Source organism: Streptosporangium nanhuense (assembly GCF_059358815.1).
Window position 1 is genome coordinate 180,854 of sequence record NZ_JCADBG010000013.1, and the last position, 20,795, is coordinate 201,648.

Here is a 20,795-nt window from a genome sequence, read left to right on the forward strand (position 1 = left end):
TCCGGCAGTTGCCGCAATAGGCCACACGAACCACCTTGTCACCAAAATTCGCATACCGTTAGAAATCGGGATGTGCTTCAGAGAACCGTCCTTATCGGCAGTGTGGTAACGGCCCTGATAGCGGCCGCCACGCCTGCCCAGGCGACCCCCACCCCCGCCCCCACCCCCAAGGCCTCGGCCTCCACCCCTCAGGCCGGGCAGGCCGCCGCCGCGAAGGCCGGACCGCCCAAGACGATCACTCTCATCACCGGGGACAAGGTCACGCTCCGCTCGCTCCCCGACAAGCAGACCCAGCTCGACGTCAAGCCGGGTCCCGGCAGGGAGAAGATCAACTTCATCCACCGCCGGGCCACGGAAGGGCTCAGCATCGTCCCCGTGGACGCGATGCCCCTTCTGGCCGCGGGCAGGCTCGACCCCCGGCTGTTCAACCTCACCCGGCTCGCCGAGCTCGGCTACGACGACGCCGCCAGTCCGGCGCTCCCGCTGATCGTGACGTACCCCGGCCGGACCGACGTCGCCACGCTGCGCGTCGCGGGCGGGCGCCCGCTGCCCGCGGTCAACGGCATCGCCCAGAGCGAGCCCCGCGCCGCCGCCGGCACGCTCTGGAAGTCCCTGTCAGGGCAGGCCAGAGCGGCGTCCGCGCCCGAGAAGATCTGGCTGGACGGCAAGGCCAGGCTGTCCCTCGACGTCAGCGTCCCGCACATCGGCGCGCCCAAGGCCTGGGAGGCCGGCCACACCGGCAAGGACGTCACCGTCGCGGTGCTCGACAGCGGCTACGACCCCGACCACCCCGACCTGAAGGGCCTGGTCACCAAGACCGAGAACTTCACCGCCGAGCCCGACGTCCGCGACCTCAACGGCCACGGCACCCACGTCGCCTCCACGATCGCCGGATCCGGCGCGGCCTCCGGCGGCAAGTACAAGGGCGTCGCCCCCGGCGCGAAGCTCCTGATCGGCAAGGTCTGCGAGCAGAGCGGTTACTGCCCGGACTCGGGCATCATCGAGGCCATGACCTGGGCGGCGGAGAGCGGCGCCCGCGTCGCCAACCTCAGCCTCGGCGGCCCCGACATTCCCGGCATCGACCCGCTGGAGCAGGCCGTCAACACGCTCTCCGAGCAGTACGGCACGCTGTTCGTCATCGCGTCGGGCAACGAGGGCCCCCAGACGCTCGGCTCGCCGAGCAGCGCGGACCGCGCGCTGTCGGTCGGCGCCTCCTACCGCGACGCCGACACGGTCGTCCAGTTCAGCAGCACCGGCCCGCGCGTCGGTGACGCCGCGGTCAAGCCCGACCTGATCGCGCCCGGCGCGGGCATCGTCGCGGCCAGGGCCGGGGGCACCTCGGGGGACGACGCGTACACGGAGATGAGCGGCACGTCCATGGCCACCCCGCACGTGGCGGGAGCGGCGGCGATCGTCGCGGGTCTGCACCCCGACTGGAAGGCCGACCGCATCAAGGCGGCGCTGATGGCCTCCACCGCGCCCGGCGACGAGCTCGGCGCCTACGTCCAGGGCTCCGGCCGCGTGGACGTCGCCCGCGCCGTCGGCCAGCAGGTCACGGCCGAGCCCGCCTCGCTGAGCCTGGGCGAGGTCGAGCTGCCCGCCTCCACGCCCAGGAAGAGCACGCTCACCTACCGCAACGACGGCGACGCCGCCGTGCGGCTGGACCTGAGCGTGAAGGCCAAGGACGGCAACGGTGAGACGGTGACGCCGTTCAAGCTCGGCGCCACCACGGTGGAGGTCCCCGCGCACGGCACCGCGCAGGTCGAGGTGAGCGCCGAGCCGGGCGTGGTCGGCATGTACAGCGGCACGGTCATCGCCGCCAACGCCGAGGTCTCCGTGCGCACCGGCATCGGCATGCGGGTCGAGCCGGAGAAGCGCGGGCTCAAGCTGGCCTTCGACGGCTCGGACGGGAAGCCCGTCCAGAACGCCTTCGCCGGGGTCATCGACCTTGAGACCAAGAAGCAGGTCAACTACGACGTCTCCGGCGGCACGCTGGACCTCAGGCTGCAGAAGGGCCACCGCTACACGGTCGTCGCCCTCATGCTCGACCACGACGGCACCCTGGTGATGTCCGCGGAGCCGGAGTTCACCCTCGACGCCGACCGCACCTTCACCGCCGACGGCCGCAAGGCCAAGCCGGTGGACGTGCGCACCGATGAGCCGACCGCGCGACTCGCCATCGGCATGCTCGGCATGCTCCAGCTCGCCGACGGCGTCCAGACCATGGGCGTGGACGTCGAGCTGGCGGACAGGTGGGGCGCGGACCGTATCGAGGGCATCAAGGCCATCCCCACGACCCGCACGGCGAGCAAGAAGTTCGCCTATTACCGCTGGACGCAGTGGGCCAAGCCGAAGGGCGACGGCACCTACGACGACAGCCCGTACTTCTACCACCTGATGAAGGCCGAGCCGCGCATCCCCGCCGACCCCGGCTACCGCCCGCGCGGCCGCGACCTCGCCAAGGTCACCTCCACGTACGCCACCCAGCAGGACGCCAAGTTCGGCGAGCACTTCGCCCTGCCCGTGCTGTACGGGACGGAACTGGCCTGGATGCCGTACGGCAGCGTGTCCCACTTCCCGCTCCCGTTCCAGCGGACCGAGTACTACACGCCCGGCGACACCGGCTGGTACCCGTCCTTCATCCAGTACAAGGCACTGGACGTCTGGGACAACATCGACCAGTTCTTCTTCGGCAGGACCACCGTCCACCGCGCCGGCGAGAAGATCTCCGACCGCTGGAACAACGGTGTCTTCGCGGCTGGGCTCAACCCCGGCGGGGACTACTCCAGGCGCGAGGGCGACATGCTCCAGTTCGCCACCGGATTGTTCGAGGACAGCGTGCCCGAACGCTACTCCTTCGGTGAGTACACCGCCCCGCGGGCCAAGCTCTACCGCGACGGCAAGGAGATCTACAGCGACGCCTACCTGCCCGGTGTCATCGACGTGCCCGCCGACAAGAAGGAGAGCGAGTACCGGCTCGCCGTGACCGCCGACCGCGATCCGGCCATGACCAAGTTCTCCACGCGGGTCAGTGCCGAGTGGCGGTTCAGGTCGAAGACCCCCGAGCAGGGCAAGATGCCGGCGCTGCCGCTGATGGCCGTCAGGATCAGCCCGGAACTGGACGACCGCAACCGCGTCGGCACGGGTCACACGCGCGTCCCGCTGCGGGTCCAGCGCCAGGCGGGCTCGCCCGACCTGAGGGTGAACAAGCTCTCCGCGGAGATCTCCTACGACGACGGCCGCACCTGGTGGCCCACGCTGGTGCTTCCGACCGGCAAGGGGACCTGGTCCGCCGAGACCTGGAACCCGGTCAGCACGCGCGGAAAGTTCGCCTCGCTTCGGGTGAAGGTCACCGACACCGGTGGCAACGCCTTCACCGAGACCGTCATCAGGGCCTACGGGATCAAGTGAGTCAGGGAAACCCCGCCGCGCCTCCCCGGTGCGGCGGGGTTTCCGCTTTCCGGCCGGTGTCCCGTCCCCGTCTTCCCTGCGGTGTGCGCTTGGACGAACCCGCGCGTTCACCGCTTTCCCGGTGGCGCGTCAGCGCGTCACGACGGGGACGAGCGCGCTCTACGGTGTGGCGAGTGCCTCCGTCGGGGCGAGCCGGGAGGCACGGACGGCGGGGTACAGGCCGGCGAGGGCGCCGACGACCAGGGTCGTCACGATGCCGCCGATCGTCGCCCAGGCGGGCAGCACCACCGGCCAGCCCTGGGAGAGCGCGTATCCGGCGGTGACGCCGGTACCGAGGAGGACCCCGCCCGCCCCGCCCAGCGCCGAGAGCAGCAGCGACTCCGAGAGGAACTGCGTGCGGATCTGCCCGCGCGTCGCGCCGAGCGAGCGGCGCAGGCCGATCTCCGGGCGCCGTTCCAGCACCGAGATGACCATGGTGTTGGCCACCCCGACGCCGCCGACGAGCAGCGCGACCGCGCCGACCCCGAGGAGGAGCCCGGTGAACGCCTGGCTGGTGGCCTGCTTGGCGGCGAGGGCGTCGGACGGGCGCGAGACCTCGACCTCGTTGGGCGCCTGCGGGTTCGCCGTACCGGCCAGGACCGAGCGGACGGACTCCAGCCGCGACTCGTCGGAGCGGGTGTAGAGGGTCGTGGGGTGCCCGTCGAAGTCGAGTGCCGCCTCCGCGATCGGCCAGCCGACCAGCGCCGCGTCGTCCAGTTCGGTGGCGAGCGGCACCGGGGCGAGGATCCCGACGACGGTGAACCGCGTGCCGCCGACGACCACCTGGGTGTCGGGTGCCGCCGAGCCCACCCCGAGCCGCTCCGCGGCCCGTGATCCGAGTACCACGGCCGGATAGCGTTCGGTGGCCCCGTTGAGCCAGGTGCCGTCGCGCACCGTCGCGCCCACCGTGGACAGGAGGTCGAGGCGGGCGGCATGAGTGGCGATCCCCCCGGTCTGCGCCTCGGGGATCTCCTCGGACCGGTAGACCTTGGCGTCACCGACGCGCCCGGCCGCGGAGACGGACTCCACGGGGCCGATCCGCTCGATCATCGCCTCGGCGTCCACCGGCATCCTGGCCGCCTCGCCCAGCAGCGTCTGGCCGGATGAGACGGTGAGCAGATTCGTGCCCAGTGCCGAGAGCGTTCGGTCGAGTTCGGCGCCCGACGAGGACGAGATGCCGACCACGCCGACCATCGCGGCGATGCCGATGGCCACTCCGAGCGCGGACAGGAACGCCCGCAGCGGGCGGGTGCGCAGGCCGACCGCGCCGACCCGCATCACGTCGCGGGGCCGCATCCTGGCCGGGACCGGTTTCGGCGGGCCCGCCCGATCGGTCACGGCCATCGCGCCACCCCGGATCCGGCGCGCCGCGGTGACCCGGCCGCCGAGGTCGTGGAGGGCGTGGGGGGCGTGGGGATCGCGGGCGCCGCGAGGGGCGTGGAGGTCGCGGAGGTCGCGGAGGTCGTGGAGGTCGTGGAGGTCGCGGAGTCGGAGACGATCCGGCCGTCGCGCATCCGCACCTGCCGGGGCAGGCTCGCGGCGATCTCCCGGTCGTGCGTGATGATCACGACGGTGGTGCCCGAGGCGTTCAGGTCGCGCAGCAGGTCCATCACCCCGGCTCCGGAGACGGAGTCCAGGGCGCCGGTCGGCTCGTCGGCGAGGAGCAGCGGGGGATCCCCGGCCACCGCGCGGGCGATGGCGACGCGCTGCCGCTCGCCACCGGACAGCTCGTGCGGCTCGTGGTCGAGGCGATGACCGAGCCCGACCCGTTCCAGCGAGGCCGAGGCCCGGCGCCGCCGGTCGGACAGGCCGAGTCCGGTGTAGAGGAGACCGTCGGCCACGTTGTCCAGCGCCGAAATCCTCGCGGCGAGGTGGAAGTGCTGGAAGACGAAGCCGATCCGTGTCGCCCGCAACGCGGAGAGCCCGCCGTCCGACAGCTTCGAGACGTCGTACCCGTCGATGCGCACGGTTCCCGAGGAGGGGCGGTCGAGCGTGCCCACGACGTTGAGCATCGTCGACTTGCCCGAGCCGGAGGGGCCGGCGACGGCGACGAACTCGCCGCGCCCGATCTCCAGGGAGACCGCGGCCAGCGCGGTGACCCCGCCGGGGTAGACCCTGCTCACATCCGACAACGAGATCATCTCGGCATCCCCACGATCATGCCCTCGGCGAGGCCGTCCCCGGAGATCTCGACCCGGCCGCCGGAGAACAGGCCCGTTCTCACCGCGAGGTAGCGGGACCCGGTGCCCTCGACGACCTCGACGCCGAATCCGCCCTCCCTCAGCGCCACGAGCGCGGAGACCGGCACGGTCAGCACGTTCTCGCGCCTGGACGCCGTGAAGGTCACGTCCACCGCGGCCTGGTCGAGGCCGGCCGCCGCCTTCTGGCGGCGGAGGGAGACGAGCGCCTCGAGCCTCGTCTCCGGATCCGCGTTCTGGCCCTCCCCGGGCTCGATGATCGTGGCGACCTCGGTCACCTTGCCGGCCACGCTCCTGCCGTCGGGCATGGTGACCGACACCTTGGCCCCCCGCCTCGCCATCCGCCGGTCCTCCGCCCGCAGCCGGACGGTGACCACCTTGGTGGTTCCGGTGTAGGTCAGCACCTTCTGGCCGGGGGCGACGGGCTGGCCCGCCTCGGCCTCCAGGCTGTCCACGCGGACCTTGCCGTCGGCGAAGACGACCCGGCCGAGCTCGACGACGCCGGTCTCCTCCAGGCCCCGGTCGTCCTGCCACCGCGCGACCGCCGAGGCGGTGGCACCGGTGTACTCGTCGTCCACGGTGAAGCCGGTGTAACCCAGCTTGCGAAGGTTGCGCTCCAGGCGTGCGACGTCCGGCCCCTCGGTGCCGATCCGCAGGTCGCGATAGGCCGGCGTCGAGCCGTACATCAGCACCACCGGCTCGTCGTCCACCCTGTAGAGCGGCTTGCCGCGAGTGACCCGGGCGCCGCTGTCCGGGAGCCAGGTGACCGTGCCGGGTCGCCGGCTCACCGCGGTGGTGGCCGGGCCGTGGCCGAGCTCGCCGTCGGCGTCCCGCGTGTCGGTGAGCGTCTGCCGCTTCACCGGGGTGGTGGCCGGAGGCAGGACGCCCGCCGCCCTGTCCGTCCCGGTGCCGCCCGGGCCGGCCATGCCGCTCATGGCCGCGGCGGCCGTTCCGAGGACGACGACCGCGACGACCAGTCCAGCGATCTTCCCGCCACGGCCGGGGCCGCGGCGTCGCCGCGCGAGGGGAGGGGACGCGTCCGTGTCCGTCCCCATCAGGACCCTCCCAGGCCCGCTTCGGGCAGGAACTTCTTCGCGCACTTCTCCTGCGCCGCCTGGAAGTCCGGGTCCTCGCCGACGGCCCCGGTCACGCGCAGCCCGCCGCCCTCGGGGTCGGGGAAGTCCTCCACGCCGCCGTCCCGCATGCACTGCGCGAACTTGCGCATCGACTCCGTCCTACGCGGGTCCGGCCCGTTCGGACCGGACCCGCCCACCGGGGAGAACTCCTTGCAGGCCGCCGTGGCCCTGTCCACCGTCTCCTTGCCGACGCTCTTGTCGATCCGGATGGTGACGCCCTTGCCGGGTTCGGGATCCGCCATGTCGACGCCGTTCTCCCGCATGCACTGGGCGAACTTGAGTCCCTTCTCATGCTGGCTCAGGCTCGGCGTGGCGCTGCTCACGGCGGGCTTGCCGCCGCCGTCCCCCGCGGACGCCACCTCCCCTCCGTCGCCGGTCGTACCGCACCCCGCCAGGACCAGGGCGAGCGCCAGCGCGCCGAGAACTCTCATGCTCTTCTCCTCTTCCACCGGCCGGCTCTCCACCGGCCGTTCGAGAGGCGATGCAACAGGGGAGCGCGTTTCGGTCGCGTTTCCGCCGGCGCTAACGGCGAGCAAACACGGCGTACGTCACCATCACCTCGTCCGTGTACGAAGCCGTACATGAAGCCGAACACGACGTCGTACACGACGAGGGGGCGCGAGAACGCGATGCGAGTGCTGGTGGTGGAGGACGAGCGCATGCTGGCCGGCGCGATAGCCGAGTGGCTGCGCGGCGAGACGCACGCGGTCGACACCGCGCACGACGGCGAGGCGGCGCTGGAGCGCATCGCGGTCAACGACTACGACGTGGTCGTCCTCGACCGTGACCTGCCCCTCGTGCACGGCGACGACGTCTGCCGGGAACTGGTCGAGTCTGAGTCGACCGCGCGGGTGCTGATGCTCACCGCCGCCGCGGAGATCGGTGACCGGGTGGCCGGGCTGTCCCTTGGGGCCGACGACTACCTGGCCAAGCCGTTCGCCTTCGCCGAACTCGCCGCCCGCGTCCAGGCGCTGGGACGGCGCTCGCGGCCGGCCGTGCCGCCGGTGCTGCGGCGGGCCGGGATCACCCTCGACCCCGCGCGCCGGGAGGTGTTCAGGAACGGGCGGTACGTGCCGCTGTCGAAGAAGGAGTTCGCCGTCCTGACCGAACTGCTGCGCGCCGACGGGACGCTCGTCTCCGCCGAGCGGCTGCTGGAGAAGGCGTGGGACGAGCACGCCGACCCGTTCACCGGCGTGGTGCGCCTCACCATACTCAAGCTCCGGCGCAAGCTCGGGGAGCCACCGGTCATCGAGACGATGCCGGGAGAGGGATACCGGATCGCATGATCGTCGACAGGTTTCCGCGCCTCACGCTGAGGATCCGGCTCACCCTCGTGTACGGCGCCCTGTTCCTCGCCGCGGGCCTGACCCTGCTCGGCGTCACCTACCTGCTGTTCAACCAGCAGCTGGCCCGGTCCTTCACCGACAGGCACGGTGACCCCGGGGACGGGCAGCGGAAAATGCTCGTCATCAACACGAACGGCAACGTGTTCACGGGCCCCGAGGCGGTCCGGTGGCTGCAGCGGCAGGAGGACGAACTACGCACCGCCGCGGTCACCTCGCTGCTCACCCAGGGGACGGTCGCGCTGACCGTGGTCGGCGTCGCCGCCGGGGGCTTCGGGTGGGTGGTCGCGGGGCGGGTGCTCGCCCCGCTGCGCCGGGTGACCGACACGGCGCGGCGGATCGCGGCCGCCACGGTCGCCGACCACGGCCTGCACGCGCGGATCGCCCTGCGCGGGCCGGAGGACGAGGTGAAGGAGCTCGCCGACGCCTTCGACACCATGGTCGAGCGGCTCGACCACTCCTTCGACGGCCAGCGCCGGTTCGTCGCCAACGCCTCGCACGAGCTCCGCACACCGCTGACGCTCAACCGGGCGCTGGTCGAGCTGGCCATGCACCGCAGGGCGGCGTCGCCCGACGTCAAACAGCTCGGCGAGAGCCTGCTGGAGATCAACGCCCGGCACGAGCAGCTCATCTCGGGACTGCTGCTGCTGGCCCGCGCCGAGCACGAGATCGTCGACCGGTCACCGGTGGACATGGCCGACGTGGTGTCCCACGTGATCGCGCAGACCGCCGGGCAGGCGGAGGACGCGAAGGTCACCGTGCACGAGGCGGCGGGCCCCGCACCCACCAGCGGGGACGCGCTCCTGCTCGAACGCCTGGTGCACAACCTGGTCGAGAACGGGATCCGGCACAACACCGGCGACGGCACCGGGTGGGTGCGGGTCGTCAGCCGTACCGCGCTCGACGGGCGTGTCGAGGTGGAGGTCAGCAACACCGGGCCCGCCGTGCCGCCCTACGACGTCCGGAAACTGTTCGAACCCTTCCGCCGCCTGGGCGCCGACCGCCTGGTCACGGCCAAGAGCGCGGGCCTGGGCCTGTCCATCGTGCGCTCCGTGGCCCGGGCCCACGGCGGCGACGTCACGGCCCGCCCGCGCGAGGGCGGCGGCCTGGTCATGACGGCGGTCCTTCCCCTAGCCGGGGAGTGAACCGCGCGTCCCGGAGCCGGGGAGTGAGCCGCCTTCCCGGAGCCGGGGAGTGAGCCGCGCGTCCCGTGAGCTCACCCGGCGCCCGGCACCCGGCACGCGGCACCTGGCACGCGGCACCTGGCACGCGGCGCCCGGCACGCGGCGCCCGGCACACGGCACCCGGAGCCCGGCGCCCGGCGCCCGGCTCCACCTGGCCGGGCTCACGCCGCCAGCGGTCCCCGGAGGCTCCGCACCTGCTTGGCGTACTGGCGGCGGCCGACGGTCCTCCACAGCAGCCGGGCGACGGCCGGCAACTTGCCGAGGAAGAACCTGCGCTCCTCCGGCGAGGCCTCCTCCAGGATCGCGCCCATCGAGATCAGCAGCTTCTGCTTGGGGATCTGCTCCACCGCGCGTGCGCCGACGGCCTCCCACTCCGCGACCGACATGTGCTCGGCGACGAGCGCCAGCACGTAGCGCTCCTCGTCGTCCAGGTGCTCGACCAGGGCGGCGCTGTGCTCCTCCATCGCGATCGCGAGTTTCTCGCCGGTCCCCTTCGAGGCCGTGCGCCGCCACTCGGGCAGCACCTCGCCGATCCGGGTCAGGGTCTCGGAGATCCGGTGGTGCTGGTCCTCCATCCGCACGACCATGTCCTTCTCCAGGCGGACGCGCTCCAGCAGCAGCGGCCACACCAGCTCGTCCTCGGCGCTGTGATGATGGTGCAGGCCCTCGGCGTAGTCGAGGTAGTGCTGGGCGATCAGGGCCGCGCGAGCCGTGTCGCCTTCGGGCACCGCCCGGACGAACCGTGGCATCAAACCGGACTCTCGCCGGAAGACGCGGTGGACTACCACCATCTCGTGGGTGTACGGGCGGTCTGTGGCATTCATCGCAGGCATCTCTCGTCCTCTTTGCCAGGGTCGGCGGACAAAGTCTGCGACAGCCATCTTGGGACTGACTTGTCATGCTCTTGGAGACGATGACGCTCTCACGGGTGGTGCTCTCCTGGAGGCGGTCACGCCCCCGTGGAGACGGCGACGCCCTCGTGGGAGACGGCGACGCCCTCGGGGAGACGTGGCGCTCGACGGCCGGGGCGCGACACCGTACCGGCACGGCCACCGTGTGAGCTCCGGTTTCCATCAGAGCTCACAGGTGGCCGTGCCGGTCGGTCACGGCCGCGCCGTCACCGGGTTTCGGGACGGCACGGTCCGCTGCCGTAGGGATTCCGCTTCCGCTCCCGCTTACGCGAGGTCGTTCCCGTATCGACGCGGCCCGCGTCCTGTCCCGTGCGGGTCACGAGAGCGCGCCGCCTCGCCACGGGCTACACGCATCCAACGCCTCCCGACACCTGGAGAACGTCGACGACACCGACCGGGCCGGGAAGACAGAGAGGTCCGGAGAGGCCGATGGGAGCGACGGGAAAGCCGACAGGAATGATCGGGAAGCTGACAGGGGCGACGGCGCACGTGGAAACGAGCAGATGACCTGCCATGGCGCAGTCCGGTGGGCCGGGCGGAGCCACGAGCGGCCCCGGTCCGGGAGGTCCTGCGGGTCCTGCCGGTCCCGCGGGTCCTGCCGGCCCTGCGGGTCCCGCCGGTCCCGCCGGTCCGTCCGCTCCCGGAGGTCCTGCCAGTCCGTCCGCTCCGGGAAGACCTGCCGGTCCGGAAGGTCCTGCCGGTCCTGCCGGTCCTGCGGGTCCCGGAAGTCCGTCCGCTCCATCTGCTCCGGCCGGGCCCGCAGGTCCTGCCGGTCCTACGGGTCCCGCCGGTCCTGCGGGGCCTGGCAGTCCGACTCCGGCCGGTCCCGCGGGTCCTGCGGGTCCTGCCGGGCCCGCCGGTCCTGCCGGTCCGGGAGGTCCTGCGGGTCCCGCCGGTCCTGCCGGGCCCGCCGGTCCCGCCGGCCCTGGGGTGGCCACGGTGGGATTTCCGGTGGGAGTCCTGGTGGGCAGGATGGGTGCGCGGATGGGGACGGGAAGGGCGATCACCGCGTCGTCGTCGTCATCGTCGTCGCGGTCGCGATCCCTGTCACGGTCCCGGTCGTCGTTCCTGCCGCAGCCGTTCCCGCCGCGACCGCCGTCCCCGCCGCGACCGCCGGGGCAGTCGCAGTTACGGGCTCCCCGGGGGCACCGGCAGGGCCGGCACGGCCGAAGGAGTGGTTTCTCGCCAGGGTGCGCGGATTGTTGAAGGCGGGCTTTGCCGCCGGCCCCCCCGGTGTCGCTGTAGGGGGCGAGGTCGAGAAGGTTCGTCCCCCCGGTGGCGTTCGCCGGCGCCTGATTCGACGAAATCATCAGGATGCTGGCCATCGCTGCGACGGCCAGAGCGCCGGCACGCTTACCGGAAAGGGAGGGCGCCCATTTGCTATTACGAGGAAGCACGTTATTTCCCCATATCGTTACTAATTCCGAGATTATTCGGATCTGTCATGCGGTCACGGAAGTGACGGCGGACAGGAGATACCCGAGGCTTATGTAGATAACGCGCCGCCATAGTTCGGGAAGAGCAAATAAACAGTGTTGTGAAGGAAAACTTGTGCCTCATCTATGATTTGATAGTATTTGTAATGATTATTCATCCATGGTGTTCAAGGGATGATTTCAGATGGCCGCCGAAAGGGGGCGCCGACAGGGGTCGGGCCGCTGTGCCGGGCCACTGTGCCGGGCCACTGTGCCGGGCCACTGTGCCGGGCCACTGTGCCGGGCCACTGTGCCGGGCCACTGTGCCGGGCCACTGTGCCGGGCCACTGTGCCGGGCCACTGTGCCGGGCCACTGTGTGCCGTACCGGTGTTCACCGGTACGGCACCCGCGTTTCCTCCCCGGCTCTCCGGAGCCTCGCCTCGCCGGAGCCTCGCCCGTCGGCGTCTCGTCACGGCCGGCGCGGGGTGCCGCCCGGCGGGCTCACTTCTCGCGGACGATGATCTCCGGGAACGACGGGTCCTCCTGGAGTTCCCTCATCATCCGCTCGGAGCGGGTAAGACGCTCGCGCCCGTGGGCCGCGTTGTCGCCCCTGCGGCCGCGGTAGCGGTCGTGGGGACGTCCCTGGTGACGCTCCGATCTTCCCCGCCACCTGTCGGAGGGCCTTGTCTCGTATCCGCGGTGCTGGCGGCGGGAGGGGTCCGGGCGGCCGGAGAACCGGTCGCCGGTGGTGCCGTCGGCATTCAGCTGTGAGATCGAGTCGGGTATCCGGGCCTGACCGATACCGGCACTGGCCGGTGCCTGATTCGACGTCATGAGGATGCCGGCGACTGCCGCGATGGCGAGGACGCCCACCTGCCTGCCGGGGTTCGCCCCCGGTGTCCGTCCGCTCTTTCGAGGAAGCACGTTATTTCCCCATCTCATTTCTGGTTCCGAAAACATCTGATATCCCTCGCTGCCCCATAAGTGGCAACAGGTAGGAGATACCCCTCGGACCATGAGATAGCGCATTGAAACGGTTGAGGCAGAGCAAATAAATGACGCTGTGAATGCTGATGAGATATTATCTATTGCTATTTACTGTTTTGTCGTAATTGTTCGTACGGCGAGAGAAGAAAGAGCCCTCCCTCCCGGAAAGGGAGGGAGGGCTCGCGGGCGTCACAGGTAGACGCGGACGTCGGCCCGGAGCGGGCGCGAAAGGCGCACGGTGATGAACTCGTTGTTGTCGGGCTTGCCCGGGGTACGGCCCGCCGAGGACGGGAAGTTGTTGTCGTCCAGCACGCCCAGGGTCCGGTCGTCGAGGATCACGACGTCCTCGATGGTCTGGAACGGGAAGCGGAAGGTCTCCCCGAACCCGCCCAGGCCGCGCGGGTTGGCCAGGTCGAGCAAGTCGGCGACGAGGGTCTTGCGCAGGTCCGCGTGGCGGGTGTCCACCATGTAGATGCGCTTGGTCTTGGCCGCGTCCCCCTGGAGGTTGTCGCGCTCGATGACGAGGAACCGGTACCGGTCGACCGCGATCATGTCGCCGATCGCGTTGTCGGGGCTCTCCAGCCGGTAGGTCCAGCGCTTGCCGGTGTAGGTCCGCCCGCGCAGGTCGAACTCGTTCATCCGCAGCGTCCCGGCCTCGTCGCCGGTCACGGTGCCTTCGAGCAGCGGGTACAGCGTGCGGCCGTCGACCGAGCGCGCCATGCCCTCGAAGCCCTTGCTCCGCCCCAGGTTCGGCTGCTCGCCGTTGAGGGTGGGGTTCTCCGGTGCCTTGACGCCGGGCAGCGGGATCGGAGCGTCGAGCAGCCTGCCCGAGGAGGAGAAGTGCAGCAGGAACGGGCCGAACTCGTCCCCGATCCAGTAGGTGCCGTCGATGGTCCGCACGATCGACTCCACGTCGAAGTCGGCGCCGGTCAGCTTCCGGTCCGGCCGGGTCAGCGGCCAGCTGACGCGCCTGTCGGGGTCGCTCAGGTTGAACCCGCCCAGCACCGACACCTTCTCGCGACGGAAGTCGGGCTTCACCCGGTGCACCCGCAGCAGGAAGTCGGCGCTGTTGTCCTTGGCGCCGAAGCCGTTGTCGGACAGCACGTCGAAGGTGCCGTCGTGCCGCCGCACGATGCCGCTGAAGCCCTGCACCGGCTGCCCGGCGAACGGCGGGGTCACCCCGTTGACGGGAGCCGTGCCGAGCTGGGACCCCGACGGCTCGCTGCCGGGGACGAAGGTCAGCGCCGGCAGGGAGGCGAATCCGGTGAGCGTGGCGCGCCCGAATCCGGGGTGACCGGAGCCGGGGTGACCGGAACCCGGCCGCTGTGAATCGGCCTGCTGTGAATCCGCCTGCTGGGTCCCGGCGCCGTCGGAGGTGGGCTGCCCGGGGTCGGCCACCGCCGGCGCGGACACCGCCAGTGCCAGCACGGCCGCGCCGATGGTGATCGTCATGCGTCGTCTCATGGCGGCACGCTAGGGAGCCCGCGTGAACGGCCGGTGTTGCGCCGCGGGCCGTACAGCGAAAACAAGATGCGGACCGTACGAAAAGCTGTCAGAGGTCGGCCGGAAAGCGAGATGCCGGAGATAGATGAAAAGGGATGCAACAGAACGTGTCCCTGAAGCGTCCCTGGATGCGTGGAGTTCACCGATTTCGTCGCCGCACGGGGCAGAGCGCTGTACCGGTACGGCTACGTACTCACCGGGAACGCCGAGGACGCCGCCGACCTGACACAGGAGGCCCTCATGCGTCTGGGGGACGCGTGGCCGAGAGTGCGCAGGAGGGAGGATCCGGAAGGGTACGTCCGCACGACCATGGCCCGCCTGCACATCAGCGTCTGGCGGCGGCTGCACAGGGAACGGCTGGTCGCGACGGTGCCCGAGGCGGCCTACACCGACGACCGTCTGGGGGACGACGTCGGTCTGTGGAACGAGCTCGAGCGCCTGCCCCCAAAACAGCGGGCGGTGCTGGTCCTGCGCTACTACGAGGACCTGTCCGACCAGGAGATCGCCGATCTCCTCGGTGTCTCGCGAGGCACGGTGCGCAGCCAGGCGGCCCGCGCGCTGGACAAGCTCAGGATCAGGGCGGCCGCTCTTGAGGGGGAGCGAGTGTGATGAGCCACAGGGACGAGGAGGCACTGGTCCGTACGCTGGCCAACGCGGCGCGGTCGGCGCCCGAGCCGGTCGAGGACCTGGTGGTGACGATCGGCAGGCGGCGCAGACGGCGCAGGCGCGTGCGTGCGCAGTCGGTGCTGGCGGTCGCCGCGATGATCGCGGTGGTCGGTGGCATGGCGGCGGTCAGGGACACCCTCCCCAGCAGGGGCGGAGAGGGTGTGAGCATGACCCAGGCGGCGCCGCCGGGCGACGCCGGCGACGCTGACGAGGACGCCGGGCAGCCGTTCCAGAACGGGGGGGCATGGAGGGGGGACACGGGAGAGATCGCGCCGGTCGACGTCCGGCCGGCCGCGGAGGTCTGGCCCATGGCGGTCTCCACGATCCCCGCCCGGTCCGCGGACGGTTACAGGTACCGCCCGGTCACCGGGTTGAGCGCCACCCGGCTGCTGCTCTCGGCCGAGTCGTCGTTCGAGAGATCGGGCCGCCTGGAGGTGTACGACACGGCCGACCGCAGCGGCACCGTGCTCACGACCATGCCCGACACGGGGGTGAAGGGCTATTTCGTGCAGGGCTTCGAGGTGGGCTCCGACCGCATCGCCTGGTGGGGGGAGACGCCCAACGACCCCGACGAGTGGGCCGACTTCTGGGTCGTCCCCCGTTCCGGCGGCGTCGCGACGCGGGTCGGCGAGGTCACCGGTGACCTCTCGAAGGTGACGCGGATCGCCGTCACCTCGGACTTCCTCCTGTGGTCGGTGAGCGGAGGGGGGATCTACCGCATGCCGGTGGGCGGCGGAGCCCCGGAAAGGCTCGAGAACACCGACGGGCTCCACCTGCTGACCTGGCCGCTGGCCGCCGACGTCGGGGAGAAGGAGGGCGAAGGCGGGACGGGGAACCAGACCAGGACGGTCGACCTGGAGACGGGCCGGACCACCGAGGTGAGCCTCCCCGAAGGGGCGAGAGGTTTCCGGTGCGGTCCCGTCTGGTGTTTCGGGCAGCAGGGGGGTGCGATGGTGGTCCAGCGGCCGGACGGTTCGGACCGCAGGCTCCTGCCGGGGCTCGGCGCGGGGGGCGGAGTCTTCGACAGGTTCGGGGTGATGGGCCCCCCCTTCACCGAGGAGCCGGACGGGTACGTTCCCGTGGCGACGGTGTACGACGCGGTCACCGGCCTCGCCGCCGGGATATCGCGGAGCGGGGAGGGGGGCGGGGGCTACGGGACGGGAATCTCCTCCTCGCCCAGCTCGATCCTCTACTGGGACGCCGACGAGAGGATCGTCGAGGAGTGCGAGACGGTCGACGCCGGCAGCATTCCCCGCCCGTCGGGCGCGCCCGCCCCCACCGGGAAGGACACGACGTGCAGGACGAGGCAGGGGGGCGGCGGCAAGGAGCTCACGGTGGTGAACCTTCTCGCCGTACCCTCAACGAAATAAAGTTCCGGACATGAGAACCTTCGCCAACATCACCGAGTTCAAGACCGCCGTCGGGGAGCATCTCGGCCACACCGAGTGGCGCGAGATCACCCAGGAGCAGGTCAACCTGTTCGCCGACGCCACCGGCGACCACCAGTGGATACACGTGGACGTGGAGCGGGCGAAGCAGGGCCCGTTCGGCGCCACCATCGCCCACGGATACCTGAGCCTTTCGTTGCTGCCCGCCCTGATGTCGGAGCTGTTCCAGGTGGGCGGCCTGGCCATGGGCATCAACTACGGGCTCAACAAGGTCCGCTTCCCCTCGCCGGTCCCGGTCGGCGCGCGGATCCGCGCCGGAGCCGAGCTCGTCGACCTCAAGGGCACTCCCTCGGGCTACCTGTCGAACGTGCGCATGACCGTGGAGATCGAGGGCGCGAAGAAACCGGCCTGCGTCGCGGAGACCCTCTCCCTGTACGTCCCCGCGGAGAACCCCTGACCCGGACTCCCGCGGAAGACTCCTGATCCGGACTCTCAGCGAGGGCTCCTGATCCGGACTCCCGCCGAGGGCTCCTGACCGGGACGGGGCACTCTTCGACGAGGAGCCCCGGGACACGCCGGATCACCTCTCGGCGGAGAGTTCCTGGGCCAGGATCGCGGCCTGAACGCGACTGCGAAGACCCAGCTTGTTCAGCAACCGGCTGACATGGGTCTTCGTCGTCGCCTCCGCCATGTCCAGCTCCGCGGAGATCTCCGCGTTCGACAGCCCCCGCCCGATGCAGGCCAGCACCTCGCGCTCGCGCGGGGTGAGACCGCCGATCTCGTACGACCTGCGCTCGGGCACCGACGCGCCGAAGGCGGAGATCAGCCGCCGGGTGACCGCGGGCGCGATGAGCCCCTCGCCCCTGGCCACCACCCGTACCGCGTCCACCAGGGCGTCGGCGTCGGTGTTCTTGAGCAGGAACCCGGCGGCTCCGGCCCGCAGCGCCCCGAAGACGTACTCGTCGAGGTCGAACGTGGTCAGGATCAGTACGTCGGCGATCCCGCTCAGCTCGCGCGTCGCGGAGATCCCGTCGAGCTTCGGCATCCGGATGTCCATCAGGACCACGTCGGGACGGAGGTCGAGAGCCATCGCGACGGCCTGCTCCCCGTTGGCCGCCTGGCCGACGACCTCGACGTCCTCGTGGCCGTCGAGGATGAGGACGATCCCGGCGCGGACCGCCGCGTGGTCGTCGGCGACGAGGACTCGGATGGTCATGCGATCTCCCGGGTGGTCGGTCGTGCGCTCCCCGGCCGGGCTGTCATGTGATCTCCCGGGTGGGCAGTTCGGCGTGGACGCGCCAGCCGTCGTCACGGGGCCCGGCCTCGAAGACCCCGCCGACGAGGGCCGTACGCTCCCGCATGCCGATGATCCCCGCGCCCGCGCCGGGAAGCCCCCGCCCCGCGCCGTCGACCGGGTTGTCCACGGTCAGCGTGATCACCCCGGGCCGGTACCCGATCACCACGTCGGCGGCCTTGCCGCCGTGCTTGAGCGCGTTGGTCAGCGATTCCTGGACGATCCGGTAACCGGCCAGGTCGACCGAGGCGGGTAGCTCCCTGGTCTCGCCGTCCACGCGCATCCGGACGTCGAGGCCCGCCTCCCGAGCCCGCTCGGCCAGCTCCCCGGCCTCGGCCACCCGCCGCCTGGTCGCCTCCGGCTCCTCGCCGTCCTGCCGGAGCAGCCCGATCATGGCGCGCATCTCCCCCATGCCCTCGACGCTGTTCTCCCTGATGGACGCCAGCACCTCCCGTACGGCCCGCGCGTCCAGGTCCCTGCGGGAGAGGACGGCGGTGGACTGGATGGCGATCGCGCTGAAGTGGTTGGCGATCATGTCGTGCAGCTCCCGCGCCATCCGGGTCCGCTCCGCCTGCACCGCCGCCGCCCGATCCAGCTCCGCCAGCCGCGCCACCTGCTCGGCCCTCGCGCGCTCGGACAGCGCCTGGTCCTGCAGCTGCCTCGTGAGCATGGCGGTGAAGACGGGGGTCACCCCGACCAGGCCGCCCTGGACGAGGAAGATGGCCGCGGCCGACCAGTGTTCGAAGAGGGCTCCCGCGATCACGCCCGCCACGACGGCGATCACCGAGGTGATGCCGAGCATCCACCTGCCCAGCGCCCGCGGGCCGTACCTGACCCCCGCGTAGAGGTTGTCCGTGACGATCAGGACCGTGCCCAGGGACGGGCCCATCGCGAAGTCGCCGAGGAAGGCCACGACCCCCAGTCCCAGCGAGAGCAGCGGCCTGCTCCGCCGTACCGCGACCCCCGCGCACGCGATCGTCAGCGGCCCGGCGAACAGCGGGGCGGGGGCCCACCGGTGCTCGTAGGCGCCCGCGGCGAGCAGGAGGAGACCGCAGACGAGGCACGCCGCGGCCCACAGCGCGTCGTCTCGTCTCATGCCTCCCATCTCATCACCCCGGCGTGGCCGGCGGGTCCGGCGCGGGACGGGTCACCCGTACACACAAGGATGTACAAGGCTCGTCGGCATCTCATCAGCGCCGACGATGCCTCCCGTGACGCCTTCTGTGACACCGGGGCCGGGGTCACCAGCGGTCCCAGTGCGTGACCTCCTCCATCGGCACCCTGCGCGCGGGCCTGAAATCGGTCCCGATCGTGTAGGCCAGCGGGACGAACGCCACCTGCATCACCTTCTCGTACGGGATGCCGAGCACCCCGGCCGCCTCCCGCTCCAGGCGGAGCGGTCCCAGCCAGGCCGTACCCAGCGACCTGGCCCGCGCGGCCAGCATGAAGCTCCAGACGGCGGGCATGATCGAACCGAAGGTGTTGGCCTGCTCGTGCACGCTCGCCCCCTCGGTACGCCCCGTGATGCACGGGATGAGGAACGCCGGAACCTCGTGGATGTGCCGGTACAGATGATCCGTTCCCTCCCACACCCGCTCCATCGAGCCGGGGAACGCGTACGCCCGCCGCGCGTCCTCCTCCGGCATCGGGGTTCCGGGGAGGTTCATCCCCTCCCGCCACAGCGCCGCGATCCGCTCGCGTCGCTCCCGCTCGGTGACCACGACGAAGTGCCAGCGCTGACGGTTGCGCCCGGTCGGAGCCTGTACGGCGAGCTTGAGGCACTCCTCGACGAGCTCGCGGGGGACGGGCCGGGTGAGATCCAGCCGCCGGCGCACGGCCCTGGTCGTGGAGAGCACGTCATCGGGGGTCATCCGGCCTCCTCAGGGATTTCGACATGCATCGAATTGTGTGACCGGCTTCGACGGTTGTCAAAGTCTCGAAGTCCTCGGTTAGGATCGGCCCATGCGAGCCCTCCACCACCCGGACGTGGCCTCCGTCACACTCCCCGGCATGCTCAACGCCCTCGCCGACGAGGTGCGCCTCTCGGTCGTCCGCCAGCTCGCCGAGGCCGGAGGCGTGGTCTGCGGCCAGTTCGACGTCCCCGTGAGCATGTCGACCCTCTCCCACCACCTGAAGGTCCTCCGCGAGGCCGGTCTCCTCCGCGTCACCCCGCAGGGCAGCTTCCGCCGCCACGAGCTCCGCCTCGCCGAGATGGAGACCCGTTTCCCCGGGGTCCTCACCTCGATCCTCCAGGCCGCCTGACCCATGCCCCCACCGCACCCCCGCCCCCACAGGCGAACCCGCCCTCGACGGGCGCATCAGAGGGCGATCGTTTAACCGATTCGAGGCATCGCCCAAAACCCGCTATGCTTGCTTACGCAGCGAGCGGCCGTAGCTCAATGGATAGAGCATCTGACTACGGATCAGAAGGTTGGGGTTTCGAGTACCTCCGGCCGCACAGCAGGTCAAAGGCCCTCCGGGATCATCTCGGAGGGCCTTTTTCGTGCCCGTACAGCAGCGTTGTACAGCAACGCAGCCTCACCCAGACAGTCTCCTACCGCAGCTCGTACCCTCCGAGCCGCCGGCTGCTCTGCTCAGACGCCGCCGAAGCCCTCCTGTAGACGGCGAACCCAGTCCGTAGGGAAGACTCGCTCAAGTCGCTCCTTGCTGGTCGCCAGCAGACCCTCTTTCGCCAAGGGAAGCAGGGCGCCGTCCTGGACGGCCTTGTGCTTCTCGGGTGCCGGGCAGATCAGTACGGCGAGGATCCGGCAGGCCCGTTGGATCTCCAGGATTCCGGTAGCGTCGACCATCTTCTTAATGGGCTCCCATGCAGTTCGCACGGCGAGGCGCACCAGTGCTTCCAGGAAGGGCTTACGATCATCGGCTTCGCGAGACTGCATGATGATCATCGTCACGTACTCCGGTATTCGGTCCATGACGTTTTCGAACCTCTTTATGGCGTCGGCCATGGCCACGAGAAGATCACACCAGAGATGATCATTGATTCGTCTTCTGGCCTCTCGTGGGTCGTTGCCACCGAACTCCTCGTCCAACTTCGTGATCACAGAGCAGACGAGGACGTCGCCAATTTCCTGGATGTGTTCGATGGTTTTTGGATTCTCGGACAACCAGTCAGCAAGATCTACTTTTGCGGTGTCCGTGGCAGCCTGTCTCGCCCTGGAGGGCTTTGGCCGCCCCTTAGGAGGTAGAGCTTGCACCCATCTGGAGTCGCACCGCTCTCTCGCCTCTTGACGGCGAACAGGGGATGAATCGCGAGCCAGGTCGAGGCTGTGGGACCAGCCGTGCTGTACTCCACCAC

At 70.6% G+C, this 20,795-nt stretch carries 18 protein-coding genes and 1 tRNA gene; 8 read left to right on the plus strand and 11 right to left on the minus strand.

Going from position 1 to position 20,795, the window contains the following annotated elements; genetic code table 11:
• Positions 1–102 precede the first annotated feature (102 nt).
• Positions 103–3,411: a S8 family serine peptidase gene (locus AC5L38_RS24990; RefSeq protein ID WP_495245244.1), complete on the plus strand. Its 3,309-nt coding sequence runs from the start codon at positions 103–105 to the stop codon at positions 3,409–3,411.
• Between the two features lie 159 nt (positions 3,412–3,570).
• Here AC5L38_RS24990 and AC5L38_RS24995 read toward each other — a convergent pair whose 3' ends face one another.
• The 4 genes from AC5L38_RS24995 to AC5L38_RS25010 are packed head-to-tail and all read right to left on the minus strand — an operon-like array spanning position 3,571 to position 7,215.
• Positions 3,571–4,794 (minus strand): ABC transporter permease, encoded by a 1,224-nt coding sequence (locus AC5L38_RS24995; protein ID WP_495245245.1) that lies wholly within the window; start codon positions 4,792–4,794, stop codon positions 3,571–3,573.
• The gene (locus tag AC5L38_RS25000; RefSeq protein WP_495245246.1) at positions 4,785–5,591 is read right to left on the minus strand and encodes an ABC transporter ATP-binding protein; all 807 of its coding nucleotides are present in this window, start codon (positions 5,589–5,591) and stop codon (positions 4,785–4,787) included. The genes AC5L38_RS24995 and AC5L38_RS25000 overlap by 10 nt, the downstream gene beginning before the upstream one ends.
• The gene (locus AC5L38_RS25005) at positions 5,588–6,703 is read right to left on the minus strand and encodes an efflux RND transporter periplasmic adaptor subunit (protein ID WP_495245247.1); all 1,116 of its coding nucleotides are present in this window, start codon (positions 6,701–6,703) and stop codon (positions 5,588–5,590) included. The genes AC5L38_RS25000 and AC5L38_RS25005 overlap by 4 nt, the downstream gene beginning before the upstream one ends.
• Positions 6,703–7,215, minus strand: coding sequence for a hypothetical protein (locus tag AC5L38_RS25010; protein ID WP_495245248.1), 513 nt, complete (start codon positions 7,213–7,215; stop codon positions 6,703–6,705). The genes AC5L38_RS25005 and AC5L38_RS25010 overlap by 1 nt, the downstream gene beginning before the upstream one ends.
• A gap of 198 nt (positions 7,216–7,413) precedes the next feature.
• Between AC5L38_RS25010 and AC5L38_RS25015 the strand changes: the two genes are divergently transcribed.
• Together AC5L38_RS25015 and AC5L38_RS25020 are read left to right on the plus strand one after the other, a co-directional pair.
• A complete protein-coding gene (locus AC5L38_RS25015; protein WP_495245343.1) occupies positions 7,414–8,070 on the plus strand; it encodes a response regulator transcription factor in 657 nt (218 codons plus the stop codon).
• On the plus strand, positions 8,067–9,272 hold the full coding sequence (locus tag AC5L38_RS25020; protein ID WP_495245249.1) for a sensor histidine kinase: 1,206 nt from the start codon (positions 8,067–8,069) through the stop codon (positions 9,270–9,272). Before AC5L38_RS25015 ends, AC5L38_RS25020 begins: the two co-directional genes overlap by 4 nt.
• A 200-nt stretch (positions 9,273–9,472) precedes the next feature.
• On the opposite strand, the gene AC5L38_RS25025 is transcribed toward AC5L38_RS25020, so the two are convergent.
• The 3 genes from AC5L38_RS25025 to AC5L38_RS25035 all read right to left on the minus strand — a co-directional run bounded on the left by AC5L38_RS25025 (position 9,473) and on the right by AC5L38_RS25035 (position 14,089).
• Positions 9,473–10,192: a hemerythrin domain-containing protein gene (locus AC5L38_RS25025; protein WP_495245250.1), complete on the minus strand. Its 720-nt coding sequence runs from the start codon at positions 10,190–10,192 to the stop codon at positions 9,473–9,475.
• A gap of 1,947 nt (positions 10,193–12,139) precedes the next feature.
• Positions 12,140–12,562: a hypothetical protein gene (locus AC5L38_RS25030; RefSeq protein ID WP_495245251.1), complete on the minus strand. Its 423-nt coding sequence runs from the start codon at positions 12,560–12,562 to the stop codon at positions 12,140–12,142.
• A 252-nt stretch (positions 12,563–12,814) separates the two neighbouring features.
• Complete coding sequence (locus AC5L38_RS25035; protein ID WP_495245252.1) at positions 12,815–14,089, minus strand: esterase-like activity of phytase family protein; 1,275 nt, start codon at positions 14,087–14,089, stop codon at positions 12,815–12,817.
• A gap of 171 nt (positions 14,090–14,260) precedes the next feature.
• On the opposite strand from AC5L38_RS25035, the gene AC5L38_RS25040 reads away from it, so the two are divergent.
• The 3 genes from AC5L38_RS25040 to AC5L38_RS25050 are packed head-to-tail and all read left to right on the plus strand — an operon-like array spanning position 14,261 to position 16,639.
• On the plus strand, positions 14,261–14,737 hold the full coding sequence (locus tag AC5L38_RS25040) for a SigE family RNA polymerase sigma factor (RefSeq protein ID WP_495245253.1): 477 nt from the start codon (positions 14,261–14,263) through the stop codon (positions 14,735–14,737).
• Complete coding sequence (locus tag AC5L38_RS25045; protein ID WP_495245254.1) at positions 14,737–16,164, plus strand: hypothetical protein; 1,428 nt, start codon at positions 14,737–14,739, stop codon at positions 16,162–16,164. The genes AC5L38_RS25040 and AC5L38_RS25045 overlap by 1 nt, the downstream gene beginning before the upstream one ends.
• 10 nt (positions 16,165–16,174) lie before the next feature.
• Positions 16,175–16,639, plus strand: a complete 465-nt coding sequence (locus tag AC5L38_RS25050; protein WP_495245255.1) for a MaoC family dehydratase — start codon at positions 16,175–16,177, stop codon at positions 16,637–16,639.
• A gap of 123 nt (positions 16,640–16,762) precedes the next feature.
• Here the strand turns inward: AC5L38_RS25050 and AC5L38_RS25055 are convergent, their stop codons facing one another.
• From AC5L38_RS25055 to AC5L38_RS25065, 3 genes are all read right to left on the minus strand, one after another.
• Entirely contained in the window at positions 16,763–17,398 is a 636-nt protein-coding gene (locus AC5L38_RS25055) for a response regulator (RefSeq protein ID WP_495245256.1), read from the minus strand.
• A 43-nt stretch (positions 17,399–17,441) separates the two neighbouring features.
• Positions 17,442–18,572 carry a sensor histidine kinase gene (locus AC5L38_RS25060; protein ID WP_495245257.1) on the minus strand — a complete coding sequence of 377 codons (1,131 nt, stop codon included), beginning with the start codon at positions 18,570–18,572 and terminating at the stop codon, positions 17,442–17,444.
• Between the two features lie 145 nt (positions 18,573–18,717).
• The gene (locus tag AC5L38_RS25065; RefSeq protein ID WP_495245258.1) at positions 18,718–19,347 is read right to left on the minus strand and encodes a nitroreductase family protein; all 630 of its coding nucleotides are present in this window, start codon (positions 19,345–19,347) and stop codon (positions 18,718–18,720) included.
• 91 nt (positions 19,348–19,438) lie between these two features.
• On the opposite strand from AC5L38_RS25065, the gene AC5L38_RS25070 reads away from it, so the two are divergent.
• On the plus strand, positions 19,439–19,738 hold the full coding sequence (locus tag AC5L38_RS25070; protein WP_495245259.1) for an ArsR/SmtB family transcription factor: 300 nt from the start codon (positions 19,439–19,441) through the stop codon (positions 19,736–19,738).
• A 123-nt stretch (positions 19,739–19,861) separates the two neighbouring features.
• A tRNA-Arg gene (locus AC5L38_RS25075) sits at positions 19,862–19,934 on the plus strand.
• Between the two features lie 136 nt (positions 19,935–20,070).
• Here the strand turns inward: AC5L38_RS25075 and AC5L38_RS25080 are convergent.
• Complete coding sequence (locus AC5L38_RS25080; protein WP_495245260.1) at positions 20,071–20,694, minus strand: hypothetical protein; 624 nt, start codon at positions 20,692–20,694, stop codon at positions 20,071–20,073.
• Positions 20,695–20,795: the final 101 nt, after the last annotated feature.